The 14552-nt window shown below is 62.3% G+C and carries 14 protein-coding genes; 5 read left to right on the top strand and 9 right to left on the bottom strand.

The window, feature by feature from the left end:
* The first annotated feature begins 8 nt into the window (after positions 1–8).
* Both H0O21_RS03575 and H0O21_RS03570 read left to right on the top strand, forming a co-directional pair.
* Entirely contained in the window at positions 9–1082 is a 1074-nt protein-coding gene (locus tag H0O21_RS03575; protein WP_131455123.1) for a type IV pilus twitching motility protein PilT, read from the top strand.
* A gap of 15 nt (positions 1083–1097) precedes the next feature.
* Positions 1098–2348 (top strand): type II secretion system F family protein, encoded by a 1251-nt coding sequence (locus H0O21_RS03570; RefSeq protein ID WP_185190404.1) that lies wholly within the window; start codon positions 1098–1100, stop codon positions 2346–2348.
* Positions 2349–2355: 7 nt separating this feature from the next.
* Here the strand turns inward: H0O21_RS03570 and H0O21_RS03565 are convergent, their stop codons facing one another.
* Together H0O21_RS03565 and msrB are read right to left on the bottom strand one after the other, a co-directional pair.
* Entirely contained in the window at positions 2356–3666 is a 1311-nt protein-coding gene (locus H0O21_RS03565; RefSeq protein ID WP_185190403.1) for an NAD(P)/FAD-dependent oxidoreductase, read from the bottom strand.
* A complete protein-coding gene (msrB, locus tag H0O21_RS03560) occupies positions 3593–4105 on the bottom strand; it encodes a peptide-methionine (R)-S-oxide reductase MsrB (RefSeq protein ID WP_185190402.1) in 513 nt (170 codons plus the stop codon). The genes H0O21_RS03565 and msrB overlap by 74 nt, the downstream gene beginning before the upstream one ends.
* A gap of 62 nt (positions 4106–4167) precedes the next feature.
* Between msrB and dusA the strand changes: the two genes are divergently transcribed.
* Positions 4168–5175 (top strand): tRNA dihydrouridine(20/20a) synthase DusA, encoded by a 1008-nt coding sequence (gene dusA / locus H0O21_RS03555; protein ID WP_185190401.1) that lies wholly within the window; start codon positions 4168–4170, stop codon positions 5173–5175.
* A gap of 36 nt (positions 5176–5211) precedes the next feature.
* Here dusA and H0O21_RS03550 read toward each other — a convergent pair whose 3' ends face one another.
* The 7 genes from H0O21_RS03550 to H0O21_RS03520 form a co-directional block, all read right to left on the bottom strand.
* Positions 5212–5799, bottom strand: a complete 588-nt coding sequence (locus H0O21_RS03550) for an RNA-binding protein (protein WP_185190400.1) — start codon at positions 5797–5799, stop codon at positions 5212–5214.
* 110 nt (positions 5800–5909) lie between these two features.
* Complete coding sequence (argH, locus tag H0O21_RS03545; RefSeq protein ID WP_185190399.1) at positions 5910–7316, bottom strand: argininosuccinate lyase; 1407 nt, start codon at positions 7314–7316, stop codon at positions 5910–5912.
* Between the two features lie 32 nt (positions 7317–7348).
* The gene (locus tag H0O21_RS03540; RefSeq protein ID WP_185190856.1) at positions 7349–8758 is read right to left on the bottom strand and encodes a PP2C family protein-serine/threonine phosphatase; all 1410 of its coding nucleotides are present in this window, start codon (positions 8756–8758) and stop codon (positions 7349–7351) included.
* A gap of 36 nt (positions 8759–8794) precedes the next feature.
* Positions 8795–10372, bottom strand: coding sequence for a signal recognition particle-docking protein FtsY (gene ftsY, locus H0O21_RS03535; RefSeq protein ID WP_185190398.1), 1578 nt, complete (start codon positions 10370–10372; stop codon positions 8795–8797).
* Between the two features lie 26 nt (positions 10373–10398).
* Positions 10399–11052, bottom strand: coding sequence for a transcription antitermination factor NusB (gene nusB, locus H0O21_RS03530; protein WP_185190397.1), 654 nt, complete (start codon positions 11050–11052; stop codon positions 10399–10401).
* Between the two features lie 36 nt (positions 11053–11088).
* The gene (locus H0O21_RS03525) at positions 11089–11838 is read right to left on the bottom strand and encodes a DUF502 domain-containing protein (protein WP_131455114.1); all 750 of its coding nucleotides are present in this window, start codon (positions 11836–11838) and stop codon (positions 11089–11091) included.
* A 75-nt stretch (positions 11839–11913) separates the two neighbouring features.
* Positions 11914–12579, bottom strand: a complete 666-nt coding sequence (locus tag H0O21_RS03520; protein ID WP_255441115.1) for an HpsJ family protein — start codon at positions 12577–12579, stop codon at positions 11914–11916.
* Positions 12580–12620: 41 nt separating this feature from the next.
* On the opposite strand from H0O21_RS03520, the gene queG reads away from it, so the two are divergent.
* Together queG and H0O21_RS03510 are read left to right on the top strand one after the other, a co-directional pair.
* On the top strand, positions 12621–13598 hold the full coding sequence (queG, locus tag H0O21_RS03515) for a tRNA epoxyqueuosine(34) reductase QueG (RefSeq protein WP_185190395.1): 978 nt from the start codon (positions 12621–12623) through the stop codon (positions 13596–13598).
* A gap of 53 nt (positions 13599–13651) precedes the next feature.
* The gene (locus tag H0O21_RS03510; protein ID WP_255441114.1) at positions 13652–14491 is read left to right on the top strand and encodes a tetratricopeptide repeat protein; all 840 of its coding nucleotides are present in this window, start codon (positions 13652–13654) and stop codon (positions 14489–14491) included.
* The last annotated feature ends 61 nt before the right edge of the window (positions 14492–14552 follow it).

The following is a 14552-nucleotide window of genomic DNA, read 5'->3' as shown; positions in this document are numbered from 1 at the left end:
TGCCTGCCATGGACCTGATGATTGAAGACCTGATGGAACAGCTGGTTCAGGGCAGCGGAAGCGACCTGCACCTCGCCAGCGGGCAACCTCCCTACGGACGCTTCAGCGGGCAGCTCCGCCCCCTCACGGAGACCCCCCTGACGGAGGAGACCTGCAACCGGCTGATCTTCTCGATGCTGAACAACAGTCAGCGCAAGACCCTCGAACAGACGTGGGAGTTGGACTGCGCCTACGGCCTGAAGGGGGTGGCGCGATTCCGCGTGAACGTCTATCGCCAGAAAGGCAGTTACGCCGCCTGCCTGCGGGCCCTCGGCAGCAGCATCCCCAGCATTGAGGCCCTGCAGCTGCCTTCGGTGGTGGTGGAAACGAGCAAGCGACCGCGAGGGCTGGTGCTGGTGACCGGCCCGACGGGCTCCGGCAAGACCACGACGCTCGCGGCCCTCCTCGACCACATCAATCACACCCGAGCAGAGCACATCCTCACGATCGAAGATCCAATCGAGTTTGTGTATCGAAGTGATCGCAGCCTGGTGCACCAACGGCAGCTCAACGAAGACACCCGCAGCTTCGCCAATGCCCTGCGAGCAGCCCTGCGGGAGGACCCGGACGTGATCCTTGTGGGGGAGATGCGCGATCTCGAAACAATCCAGCTGGCGATCACCGCCGCGGAAACAGGTCACCTGGTGTTTGGCACCTTGCACACCAGCTCGGCCGCTCAAACCGTCGACCGCATGGTGGATGTATTCCCACCCGGCCAGCAGACCCAGATCCGCGTGCAGCTGTCTGGAAGCCTGGTGGCGGTGTTCTCCCAGACCCTCTGCCGGAAAGAGAATCCTCAACCAGGCCAGTTCGGCCGGGTGATGGCCCAGGAAATCCTGATCAACACACCAGCCGTGGCGAATCTGATCCGCGAGGGCAAGACCGCTCAGCTCTACTCGCAGATCCAGACCGGGGGAGAGCAGGGGATGCAGACCCTGGAGAAGGCCTTAGCGGATTTGGTCAACCGCGGCGAGATCAGCCTGGATGAGGCGAGAACCAAAGCGAGCAAACCGTCCGAACTGGAACGGTTGCTGAACGGCTGACCCAGGCGCTGATCGATGGTCACCTTCACCGCCAGCTACACCTCCGCCTCAGGACAGGCGCGATCGGTGACGATCCGTGCCAGTGATCCCGTCGACGCCAGGCGCCAGCTCAGGAGACGCGGCATCAAGGCCACGGATCTACGTGCCAAAACCAAGGATCAGACAGCTGCAGGCGGCCAAGCCAAGGCCGGTCTGCTCTCCCTCGACCTGGGGGAGGCGTTTCAGAAACCTCCGGGCGTGAAGGAGAAGGCCGTCTGGGCCAGCAAGCTGGCCGCGCTGGTGGATGCCGGCGTACCGATCGTGCGCAGCCTCGATCTCATGGCCAGCCAGCAAAAACTGCCGATGTTCAAGAAGGCTCTCGTCGCCGTTCAACTGGAGGTGAACCAGGGCACGGCGATGGGTGCAGCCATGCGGCAATGGCCGAAGGTCTTTGATCAGCTCACCGTGGCCATGGTGGAGGCGGGCGAGGCGGGGGGTGTGCTCGATGAATCCCTGAAACGCCTGGCCAAACTGCTCGAAGACAACGCCCGCCTGCAGAACCAGATCAAAGGCGCGCTGGGCTATCCGGTTGCGGTGCTGGTGATCGCCATCCTCGTGTTCCTGGGCATGACGATCTTTCTGATTCCCACCTTTGCCGGAATCTTCGAAGACCTGGGGGCGGAACTGCCCCTGTTCACCCAGCTGATGGTGGACCTCAGCAAACTGCTGCGATCCTCCGCCTCCTTGATCTTCGCGGGGGGGCTGCTGGTGGGGGTCTGGCTATTCGCTCGCTACTACAACACCCACAAAGGCCGTCGTGTGGTGGATCGGATAACGCTGCGCCTACCCCTGTTCGGCGACCTGATCATGAAAACGGCCACCGCTCAGTTCTGCCGGATCTTCAGTTCCCTCACCCGCGCCGGCGTGCCGATCCTGATGTCCCTGGAAATCTCCAGCGAGACGGCCGGTCATTCGATCATCTCGGACGCGATCCTTGCTTCAAGAACGCTCGTCCAGGAGGGGGTGCTTCTGAGCACAGCCCTGAACCGCCAGAAGGTGCTGCCGGAGATGGCCCTCAGCATGCTCGCGATCGGTGAAGAAACCGGCGAGATGGACCAGATGCTCAGCAAAGTGGCGGACTTCTACGAAGACGAGGTGTCGGCGGCGGTCAAAGCGCTCACCTCGATGCTGGAACCGGCCATGATCGTCGTGGTGGGTGGCATCGTCGGCTCAATCCTGCTGGCCATGTATTTGCCGATGTTCACGGTGTTCGACCAGATCCAGTGAACAGTGCTCAGAGGAGGGAGGCAGCGATCGCCTGACCCGCCAGCCAACCGCTGCTCCAGCAGTGCTGGAAGTTGAAGCCGCCGGTGACCCCATCCACATCCAGCAGCTCCCCTGCGAAGTAAAGACCGTTCACCAGTCGGCTCTCCATCGTTGCCAGATTGACCTCGCCAAGCGCGACACCACCGGCCGTCACAAACTCCTCTCCAAAAGGACCTCGACCCCGGATCGGATAGCGACTGCCAGTCAACGCCTGCACCAGGGCTCGCTCCCAGGCAGCTGGGCAGTCCGCCCAGCGACGCTGAGGATCAGCTCCCACCTGAGCGAGCAGGGTGAGCCAGAGCCGCCGTGGCAGCCGCTGCGGATAGGGTCGGGCTGCGGCGAGGCTGCGGCGTGATTCCTGATGGCGCAGGGTCTGCAGGGCTGCGGAGACCTCAGCATTGGCCAACCCAGCCAACCAGCGCACGGTCAGCTCGCCTCGATACCGCTCCGCATGCAACCCACGAGCAGCGAAGGCCGTTAGTCGGAGGGTCGCCGGACCGCTGAGCCCCCAGTGGGTGATCAGCACCCTGCCCAGCTGTCGCCAGCGACCGCCGGACAGGCTGAGCTCCAGTTCCACGCCATCGAGCGCCACCCCAGAACAGGCTGTAAGCCCGGGGGCCTGAAGTGCCAGGGTGAACAGCGAGGGAAGGGGATCGACGATCTGGTGCCCGAGAGCGGCAGCCAGTCGCCGTCCACTGGGATGACCACCGGTGGCCACGAGCACCCGACGGGCCGTCCAAAGCGGAGCTGTCTCGCCTTGGCGGCCATGGCCCTCGAGCAGAAACCCTTCGTCCTGCTGCCGCAGGCTGCGCACCGGAGCACGCAGCTGAAGCTCAACCCCAGCACTCCGAGCTGCACGGCGCAAACACTGGATCACCGCCTCTGATCGGTTGGCGACAGGAAACATCCGACCATCCGGCTCCTCGACAAGCTCCAGACCTCGATCGGCAAACCAGCCCACAGCATCCCCGCAGGCGAAACGACTGAAGGGACCGCGCAGGGGGCGATTACCGCGGGGGTAATGGCCCACCAGTTCGATCGGATCCCAGCAGGCATGGGTGACATTGCAACGACCGCCGCCGCTGATGCGCACCTTGCTGAGGGGCTCAGGGGTGGCCTCGAGGACCAGGACATCCCTGAGCCCCTGCTCGGCAGCCGTGATTGCTGCCATGAAGCCGGCGGCACCACCGCCGATCACGATCAGATCATGCAGAGGGCTGGAACCGGAGGGCGACGCCGTTGTTGCAGTAGCGCTTGCCGGTGGGCCTTGGACCGTCATCAAACACATGACCCTGATGGCCCCCGCAACGACGGCAGTGGTACTCGGTGCGCGGAATGATCAATTTGAAATCTACTTTCGTGGCAACCGCACCGGCCAACGGCTCCCAGAAGCTGGGCCAACCCGTACCGCTGTCGAACTTGGCGGCAGAGGAAAACAGAGGCAGGTCACAGCCAGCGCAGTGATACGTGCCCTTGCGCTTCTCACCATTCAGGGGACTGGTGAAGGGGCGCTCGGTCCCTTCCCGCCGCAACACTTGATAGGCCTCTGGTGTGAGCCGACGCTTCCATTCAGCATCCGAGAGAGTCCAGGCGGGGTCTGCTGCCTTAGACGCCGCCAGGACAGGCCTGGGAGCTGCCATCCAACCGAACGCAACCACCATGACGCGGCCCAGCAGAGAGCGACGGCTCAGTAGCCGCTGCCGAATGGAAAAGGTCATGGCAGAGAGCAAAAGCAATGATGGTGTTCTAAGCGAGGCCTGGCGCGAGGCAGCATGGGGGGATGGATTCCCCCACCAGCTCCGACCGGGAACCGCCCTGGCGCTTCAGTGTGGCGCCAATGCTCGACTGCACCGATCGTCACTTCCGCCTGCTGATGCGGCAGATCAGCAGGAGAGCCTTGCTCTACAGCGAGATGGTGGTGGCCCAAGCGTTGCACCACAGCGATCGGCGGGAGCGACTGCTGGGATTTGATCCAGAAGAGCACCCCCTTGCCTTGCAAGTGGGTGGAGACAATCCCCTGCTGCTGGCGGAAGCAACCCGAATGGCCGCCGACTGGGGCTATGACGAGATCAACCTCAACGTGGGCTGCCCGAGCCCCAGAGTGCAAGCAGGGAATTTCGGTGCCTGCCTGATGGCCGAACCAGAGACGGTGGCCCGATGCGTCGCAGCTATGAAAGCCGCTTCGGATCTGCCGGTGACGGTCAAGCATCGGGTCGGTATCGATGCGCTCGACAGCGATGTTTTACTCACCGCCTTCGTGGATGCAGTGGCCGCCGCTGGCGCATCACGATTCAGCGTGCATGCCCGCAAGGCCTGGCTGGAGGGACTGGATCCCAAACAGAACCGCACAATTCCGCCTCTGCAGCACGACCGAGTGATTGCCCTGAAGGAGCGCCGACCCGAGCTCACCATCGAGCTGAATGGCGGGCTGGACACCCCAAGCGACTGTCTCAATGCCCTGCGCCACTGCGATGGAGCCATGGTGGGTCGTGCGGCTTACGCCCATCCCCTGCGCTGGGCCGAGGTGGACCAACTGATCTACGGCGATTCAGCACGACCACCGGTCAGCGCCTCAGGGGTGGTGAGGGGACTGATGCCCCATGCGGAACGGCACCTCCAACGGGGGGGACGACTCTGGGACATGGGCCGTCATCTCGTGCAACTGGTGGAAGGAGTGCCTGGAGCACGCCACTGGCGCAGGGATCTTGGTCAGAACGCCCAACGCAAAGGAGCCGATCTGACCGTTCTCGAGTCAGCTGCCCGGCAGCTTGAGGATGCCGGGCTCTGAACCTGTGCTGCTGATCGCCTGGAACAGCGAAAGGGATCAGCCCTCTGCGCCGCCGTAATCGCCGTAATCGTCGCCTTGGGGAGCAGTAGCTCCACCGCCGCGGCGGCGACGACTGCGGCCATCGTCGTAGTCACCGCCCTGGGGAGCTCCACCGCCGCCCCCATAACCGCCACCACCGCCGTAGCTGCGATCTTCCCAGCCACGGGCACCGGAACCACCGCCATAACCACCGCCACCGCCGTCATCAGAGCGACCACCGCCGCCCCCATAACCGCCGCCACCGCCATAGCCACCACGGCCGCCACCGCCACCGCCGTAGCCACCACCACCGCCATAGCCGCCACCGCCGTAGCCGCCACCACCGCCTCGACGGGGAGCACTGCCTCGGGGTTCGGCTTTGTTGATGCGCAGGGGGCGGCCCATCAGTTCAACACCCTGAAGGGCTTCAATCGCAGCAGCTTCTGCTGCCTCATCCGCCATTTCGACGAAGGCGAAACCACGCTTGCGGCCGGTGTCGCGCTCCAGAGGAAGGGCACAGTTGGTGACTTCGCCATGGGCGGCGAACAATTCAATGATGTCTTCCTGCTCAGCGCGGAAGGGCAAATTGCCGACGAAAATGCTCACTTTCCTAATGGACCGTTGATAAGAGGGACCGATGGGACCTGACCTGCCATCGGTTCATGGTCCGAAAAGGGATCAATGGCCTCTGGCTTGTTTAGCGTAGACCCAGTGAGTCACTTCGTTGACAAACGTTCAGACCAGAGAGCCAGCTGCTCCTCAACGCGAACAAAAGCCGTTCCCCCCTCACTGAGACGGGCCGCCACCACGCGGCGAGGCACAAGCGCCTCCAGCAGATCCGCCTCAATCACCGGATGAAACTGCTGCCACTGCTCAAGACTGAGATCACGCAAAAGCACACCGTCCTGAAGGCAACGCTTCACCACTGCACCCACCAACTGATAAGCCTCACGGAAGGGCACACCACGGGTCACCAGATAGTCAGCCACATCGGTGGCATTGGAAAAATCAGAGGCGACAGCCTGCTCGAGACGCTCCGGTCGGAACTCCACCCCCTCCTCGAGAAGAATCGCCATGGCCTCGAGACAATCAGAGGTCGTGCGAACAACATCAAACAGGGCTTCCTTGTCTTCCTGAAAATCCTTGTTGTAAGCAAGCGGCAACCCCTTGATCATCGTCAATAGGCCCTGCAAATGGCCGAAGACCCGGCCACACTTTCCACGCACCAGTTCCGGTACATCTGGATTCTTCTTCTGAGGCATCAGGCTGCTGCCGGTAGCGCAGCGGTCGGTCAGACGTACGAAACCGCATTCCTCACTCGCCCAGAAGATCACCTCCTCCGCCAAGCGGCTGAGGTGGGCCATCACCAAAGCAGCCGCTGCGGAGAACTCCACCGTGAAATCCCGATCGCTCACCGCATCAAGACTGTTGGCATAGACCCGCTCAAAACCCAGGGCCGTTGCCGTGCTGCGTCGATTGATCGGCACGGGTGTACCAGCCAATGCCGCAGCCCCCAACGGAGAGATGTTCACCCGAACGCGCACATCCCTGAGTCGCTCACGATCGCGCTCGAGCATTTCCACGTAGGCCAGCAGATGGTGGGCCAAACAAAGCGGTTGGGCCCGCTGCAGATGGGTGTAGCCCGGAATCAAGGTCTCACGATGGCGATCGGCCTGCGTGAGCAGGGCATGCTGACAACGCACAACCGCCTGCTCCAGCGCGTCGATTCTCCTGCGCAACCAGAGACGCAGATCCGTTCCCACCTGATCATTGCGACTGCGGCCGGTGTGAAGCTTCTTACCGACCGGACCCAGCAAGGCAATCAGACGCCGCTCAACCGCAAAATGCACATCCTCATCGGCCAGGCCAGGCTGGAAGTTGCCGGATGCCGCTTCGCTGCGAATCTGCTCCAAACCGGCGCAGAGCTGACCAGCCTCTTCATCGCTGATCACTCCGCATTCAGCAAGCATGCGTGCATGGGCGATCGAGCCATCCAGGTCCTCCTGCAACAGGGTGATGTCAAACCCGATGGAGGCGTTGAAGCGCTCGATCGCCGGGTGCAAGCCCTCTTCAAACCGATCACTCCAGGTGCCCGAGCCGCCGCCCGTCACTCCCGCTGCCATACCTGCCGTTCACGCCACCAGCCTTCAGCTTGTCAGAGGGCAGAACGGGGAACAGACGGAAGCATCACCTCCTCACGCACCTTGAGCACCACCATCGAGGCGTCATCCTCCAACTGCCGATCCGCACCGATAAAACGATCCAGACGGGTAAACAGCTGATCGAGGATGCCCTGGGAGCCCATCCCAGAACGACAGGCCGCCTCAAGGGTTCGCATCAGGCGAGCTTCATCAAAGCGATCACCCGTGATGCCAGGGGCCTCCGTGACCCCATCGGTGTAATACAGAATCACGTCACCGGGTTCGAGCACCACATCGCCGCAGCCGTAGTCGGCCTCCGGCTGAAGACCGATCAACAGACCCGGTGCATCGAGGCGACTGATCGTCCGCTGTTGGGCACGCCAAATCAGCGGCGGGTTATGGGCCGCATTCGCAAAACGAAGCCGGCGGGTGCGTGGATCGAAATCGGAATAAAAAAGGGTGACGAACCGGTGGGACTGGGCCAGATCTTCCTGGGCCAGCTGATTGAGGTCATGGAGGATGCGATCCGGAGGCAGTCCGCTCAGCACCTCGGCGCGGAGCATCCCCCGGAGCATGGTCATCAGCAAACCGGCCGGCACCCCCTTGCCCATCACATCCCCCATCACGAGAGCCCAACGACCCCGTTCACGTCGCCGCCCGATCAATTCCGGTCGCGTCGGGATGAAGTCGTAGTAGTCACCGCCCACCTGAAACGCCGGGCGGCAACGGGCCGACAACTCCACCCCTTCAATCACCGGGCAGCGATCGGGCAGCAGCTGCGCCTGGATCTCCGCACCAATGCTGAGCTGGCGATCCACCCGTTCATGGCGACGGGCCTGCTGCAGCATCAGGTCGTTTTCAATCGCCACCGCGGCCAGATCGGCCACCAGTTGCACGTGGCGGCGATGCACCTCGCTCCAGGCCATGGACGGCCCATGGCTGAACACATACAGACGACCCCGAGGACGACCACGGGCCACGAGGCTGGTGGCAAACAGCTCCGCTCGACCGAGCTGACGCTGAACCAGATAATCGAGACCCTGAAGCTGACTCTCCTCTGAGGCGAAACCCACAACCAGCCCAGGCTCGTAGGCGGCGACCTGTCGCAGAAGCTCCTCCGATCGATCGGACGGCAAAACCTGGAGCTGCTCACGCCAGAGGCGCCCATCCGCCTGAAACGGCACCAACAGGGCTCCTTCCACTCCAACGAGCCGCGATGCCACCACGGGCACCAGCTCCAGGAAACGATCAAGGTTGGTGAAGCTGCGCAGAGTGAAACCGAGAGACACCAACAGGTCCTGGTTGGTGCGCTGTTCGTTGGAAAGGCTGTCGAGAAGCTGCCGAAACGATGCCGTAGCCGTCAATGCCTGGGGGGCACTGCGTTGACGCGGAGTGGAGTGGCGCCGTGGTGGCTTACTGCTCACGGCCAACCATGGCAGGACCCGCAAGGTAGCAAGGGTTCAGCGACCGGCCAGCAATGCCTCGACAAACTCAAAGCTGTTGAAAGGCCGTAGATCTCGGATCCCCTCCCCTGCTCCGATGAAACGGATCGGCAAACCTGCCTCCGATGCCACCGCCAGAGCGACCCCACCGCGGGCGGTGCCATCAAGCTTGGTGATCACCACACCCGTGAGATCAGCAGCCTTGGCAAAGGCCATCGCCTGTTTCAGACCGTTCTGCCCCTGGCTCGCATCGAGCACCAGGAGAGACTCGACCTTGGCCTCCGGAGCAAGCCGATCAACGATCCGACGGATCTTCTGCAGTTCCTCCATGAGGTTGTGCTTGGTCTGAAGCCGACCAGCCGTATCCACCAAGAGCAGATCGGCGTTGCGGGAACGGGCGGCACCGATCGCATCGAACACCACCGCCGCGGGATCGGCATTGGCCGAGGGATTGGAGACCACCGGCACATCACTGCGATCAGCCCAGACCGCCACCTGCTGCACCGCCGCCGCACGAAAGGTGTCGGCCGCGGCCACAAGAGCGCTGTAGCCACTGCGGACGGCGAGATTGGCGAGTTTGCCGAGGGTGGTGGTCTTGCCCACACCGTTCACGCCCACCATCAGCCAGATATTGAGACGACCGCGCTCCGGAGCGAGAAGCTCGACACCGCTGTCATGAATGGGCTTCTCCAGCAGATTGCGCAGCTGCTCTTTCAGGAACCGGATCCCTTCGCGAGGATCGACCACGTCTTTATTCAGGCGTCGGCGCAAGGCCTCCATCACCTGATCGGTGGCCTGCACGCCGGCATCTGCCCGCAGCAGCAGAGCCTCCAGTTCATCCACCACCTCTGGAGTGAGGGGGTCGTCGCCCAGATTCTCCAGCAGGCTGGTAACAAAACCCTGGCGAGTCTTTTCAAGGCCGCGCCGCAGGCGACCGAGCCAATCAATCTCTTCAAGCGAGACCTGCTCAGCGCGGCGCCCCTGGGCTGCGAGCACCTCGGCAGACCAGGTGAAGGTGTCATCGAATGCCCCGAGCTGTGGATCGTCACCATCGCTGACCAGAGCAGGAGATCCGCTGATCTCCAAGGACTGAGCCGGTTGGGCCGGCTCCACGGGATCGACTGGAAGGCTCCGGCGTTCGAGATCTTCGCGGCGTTCCTGACGCTGGGCCGCTGCCTGCTCCAGCAAGGACAAACCCGCTGTTGGAGCCGGATCAGGCGACACCGCGGATGACGCTTCAGGTGTGGATTCGCGCTCTTGAGACTCAGAGAGAGGAGCTGACTCAGAGGACGCGATGGACTCCTTAACAGGAGCAACCTGTTCTGCCTGAACAGCCTGTTCTGCCTGAACAGCCTGTTTTGCCTGAACAGCCTGTTTTGCCTGAACAGCCAATGCTTCCTGGGCCTTTTGCGCCTTCAGGCGTGCGTAGGCCTGCCGGGCCCACTCCAGGGGATCCTCATCGACAACTGCCCCATTGGCCTGTGATGGATCAGCCGCAGGTTCAGCCGCCTCTGCGGGTTCAGCAGCGGTCACCTCTCCATCGGCGGGCTCCTGTCCGGGCGGGACGGAGGTGCGATTGAACCAGTCGTAAACCATCGATGCGGGGCTTGAGTGACCGGAGGTCAGGACAGGGACGAGGTGGATGCCGCCGCCTGGAGACGGCGAAGCACTCCATTGATCATGCGCCGCCCCTGATCATCGCTGTAACGATTGGCCAGCTCGACAGCCTCATTACAAGCAACCGCTGCGGGGGTCTTCAGCGCGGTGAGATCCACAACAGCCAAACGCAAAATATCCCGATCAATGCGAGGCAGACGGGTCAGCCTCCAGCCCTCCATCACTCCATCCAAACGGGCATCAATGCTGGTGCGCTGCTCCAGCACCAACGCGATCCGCTGCCTGGCGTCCTCCCGCACACGATCCTGATCGGCGAGGGCCAGCAGTCGAGGCAGCTCTAAAGATCCAGACAAACCGTTCAGCACCTGCTCAGCTGACGCCAGGGACGCCTTGAGCTGGTCGCGCACCACGGCATTGTCACTGCGATCGCCATCCTTCAGTTCGCTGTCCAGCAAATGCTGCTGGGCCTTCTCCAGATCGGCAGCACAGCCATCAAGGGTCTCGCGCCAATGCTGAAGAAGCGTGTCAAGCGCTTTCTGGAGCAGGCTCTCCACAGAGAAGTCAGCCTTAGACGACTCCTGAATTGCTTTCACCTCACGGTCAGGAAGTTGACCAAGCACCAGAAGAGCCAGCTCTCGGGCCAGGGATCGGGACTGCATGGAGGATTCGCGAAAGAGGAACGGCAAACGCAAGCGTCAGGCTTCGGAGGTGCTTGAAGAGGGCGTCACGGAGGCCCGCAACTGGGAGATCAAACTGGAGAAACTGCGATTCACCGGTGCTTCCCGTTCATCGGGATTGACGATCCCAGCCGAGATGATCGTGCGGAAGGCATCCTCCACGGAAATATTCAGATCACGGACGGAGCTCTCCGGCACCAGGGTGTACCACCCGGTGGTGGGGTTGGGCGCCGTGGGAATGAACACGCTCAGCAAGGGCTGATCAAGCTCCGCTTGCAGAGAGGGGCCAACGATCCCAGTCACAAAACCGACGCTGAAGAGACCCTCCCGCGGATACTCCACCAGCACGACCCGACGAAAGCGCTTGGAGTTGTCACGAAGAAACGTCTCCAGCAGCTGTTTGAGGGTTTTGTAGACCGACCCAGCCAGGGGAATCCTCGACAGGGTTCCCTCCCCGAACTCGAGCAGCCAACGGCCGACGATGTTGCGGGCCATCAAACCGATCAGGAGGATGCCCAACAGAGGAACCGTGAGCCCCAAAGCCAGGTTGATCAGGTCCTGAAGCAGCGGATTGAGAGTGATGAAGGGGTTGAACTGCTTCGGAATCGAGGTGAGAAAGGCCAGAACGAAGCGACTCACCGTGGTCGCCAGCCAGATCGTGGTGGCAAGCGGAATCACCACCAGCAAGCCAGCAATCAGGTCATTCTTGAGATCCTGTTGAAGTCTGGCGCTGAGCGGCAGATCAGGTCTGGGGTTGGACTGCACCAAGAAACGTCCCGGTCCTGGAGTCGACGAGGTCTGTCCAACCTAACCAGCGGCCAGAGGATCAGTCAGAAAAGCCGTTCAGAGAACGGCTGCAAAGGCAAGAAGAACGAAGGCGATAGCCAGCACCACAGCACTGACGGTGCCGCCGTAACGGCGCTGATTCACCGCAAGGTTGCGCTGACGCTCCGCCTGCTGGATCTGGTCGTCCATCTGCTGAAGCTGACCATCGATAAAGAGCTGAGCCGCCTTGGTTTTCTCTTCATCGCTCGCCCCGGCTGGGAGCTGACCGGCCTGGGCCAGTTGGTCGCCGAGCATTTTGACGTTGTCGGGATTCTTGCCTTGCTGACGGGCCATCTCGAGCTGACCGCGACGCTGCTGAAGGGTCTGGTCCGCTTGACCGGAAAGGGTCTGGTTGCCGCTGATCGCCATGGGAACCACCGCGATCATGACCACCGTGAGCAGGGCGGAAAGAACGCAGACAACCCAACGGATCACGGTGCGCTCAGCACCGGGATGATCCAGACGGGAACCGATCAGCATCAACAGCAAACCGACAAAACCCATCGGTGCCTGGCTGACCAGCCGCTCGATCAACAGCTGCTGAAAAGCCGGCTCAGACCAATCCGCACCGCTGAGCACAACGGAGATCTGCAGAGCGAGAAGAACCACCAGGGTGAGACCGAGCCAACGCAGCACCGGCGCGAGGCGCAGGTTGGAGGAGGAACCCGAAGCGGAAGCGGACACGGCAAGATGCCAAAAGGTGCCCAACTTTACGGTCGATTTCCGTGTCGCATGACACCGATCTGTGCCAGCTCAGCAGGGCCCTGAAACAGCAGGCGCGCCTCCAGGGGTTCGATCCTGTCGGCATCGCTCGACTGCCGGGTAGCGCTCGACTGCAGCTGCGCACAGCCGCCCTGCAACGCTGGCTGGAAGCAGGCCACCAGGCAGAGATGGGCTGGATGGCCGCACCGCGGCGTCAAGCTGCGGATCGGTTGCTGGAAGGGGCCAGAAGCCTGCTTGCGGTGGGTCTCAATTACCACGTGGCTTCCAACCGGGAACCGGGAGCCCTGGCGATCGCCCGATATGCCTGGGGAAGGGATTATCACCGCGTGGTCAGCCAACGGCTAAAACGCCTGGGTCGCTGGCTGGAAGCCCAACATCCCGGCGTGGGCTGGAGAGCCTGTGTGGATGCTGAACCGCTACTAGACAAAGCCTGGGCTGAGGAAGCCGGTCTGGGCTGGATCGGCAAGCACAGCAACCTGATCCATCAACAGCGGGGCTCCTGGATGGTGATCGGCCATCTACTCACCACCTTGGAGCTGGATCCAGACCAGGCTGCCAAGCCCCTCTGCGGTCGCTGCACACGCTGCATGGAGGCCTGTCCAACCGCCGCAATTCGCGAACCTTTTGTCGTCGATTCACGACTCTGTCTGGCGTATCACACCATCGAGAACCGAACGACGGAACTGCCAAAGGCGATCAGCAGCTCCCTCGGACCCTGGGTGGCCGGGTGCGACATCTGCCAGGAGATCTGTCCTTGGAATCAAGGCTCGATCCCCAGCAGTGAGGATCCCGATGTGCAACCGCGACCCTGGGTGCTCAGCCTGACGCGCCAACAGGCACTCAGCTGGGATGACGTCACCTGGAGAGACAAATTGCAGGGATCGGCACTGCGCCGGATCAAACCCTGGATGTGGAGACGAAACGCGGCAGCAGCGGCTGTGGAGAGCCCGCCTAACCTGAACGGATCTGAGGCACAGTGATGAGGCGGCAGGGTCAGCGCGTCGGCAGAGCGACCTGGTGTGCAGCGGCATTGATGGGCCTGGCCAGCGTGATGCTGCCACCTGCCTCGAGGGCACTGGTTCCAACGGTGTATTTACCCAGCAGCCAAGAACTGGAGGGTTCCGGCATCGGCATCGGACGCACCGCTGCACAACTTCTGAAGCTCGGACAGCCCGAGGAAGCCGCCCGTCTGGCTGCCCTCGCCGTGCGTCTGCAACCCAACGATGAACGACTTTGGTCGGTTCTGGCGGAAGCCCAGCTGCGCAGCGAGCAACTGAATCAGGCCGCCGAATCTCTCGCACGGGCCAAACAACTGAACCCCAAGAAGGCCGGCCTCTGGTTCGCAGAAGCATCTCTAGCCCTTCGGGACAACAGGCCAGATGACGCGATCCCCCTGCTGGATGAAGGGCTGAAGCTCGATCCCAACAACCCTGGCGCCTATTTCGACCTGGGGAACGCCCGGATTATGCAGACCGACTACAGGTCTGCACTGAAGGCATTTGAAAAAGCGTCATCACTCAAACCCACCTTCTGGGAAGCGGTGAACAACCAGGCACTGGTGCTGTTTGAAATGGGCAACACCAGCGAGGCAATCCAGCGCTGGCGGCGGGTGCTGAACATCAAACGCAACGCAGAACCGATGCTGGCGCTGGCCGCCGCCCTTAACAGCCAGTCACCCGGCAGTGATGAAGCCCTGACCCTGGCCCGTCAGGCCCTGGCGGAGGATCCCAATTACGTGCTGCCGGCCCATCAAAAACAACAGCTCTGGGGTCTGAATCTGCGCCAGGCCACGAGCACGCTCCTCTCCAGCTCGACCCTTAAAGACGCTGTCGAACGGGCGGAAGCCAATGCCGATCCCAGCAGCGGACGCTGAATCGCCTGATCAATCCCGCAGAGATCTGTAGGCTGAGCCCCTTCCGCCCTCAGAATTCCCG

Origin of the sequence: Synechococcus sp. HK01-R (genome assembly GCF_014217855.1) — a bacterium.
Taxonomy (GTDB): Bacteria; Cyanobacteriota; Cyanobacteriia; order PCC-6307; family Cyanobiaceae; genus Synechococcus_C.
The sequence above is the reverse complement of the archived record's forward strand: the minus strand, read 5'-3'. Positions and strand labels throughout refer to the sequence as shown.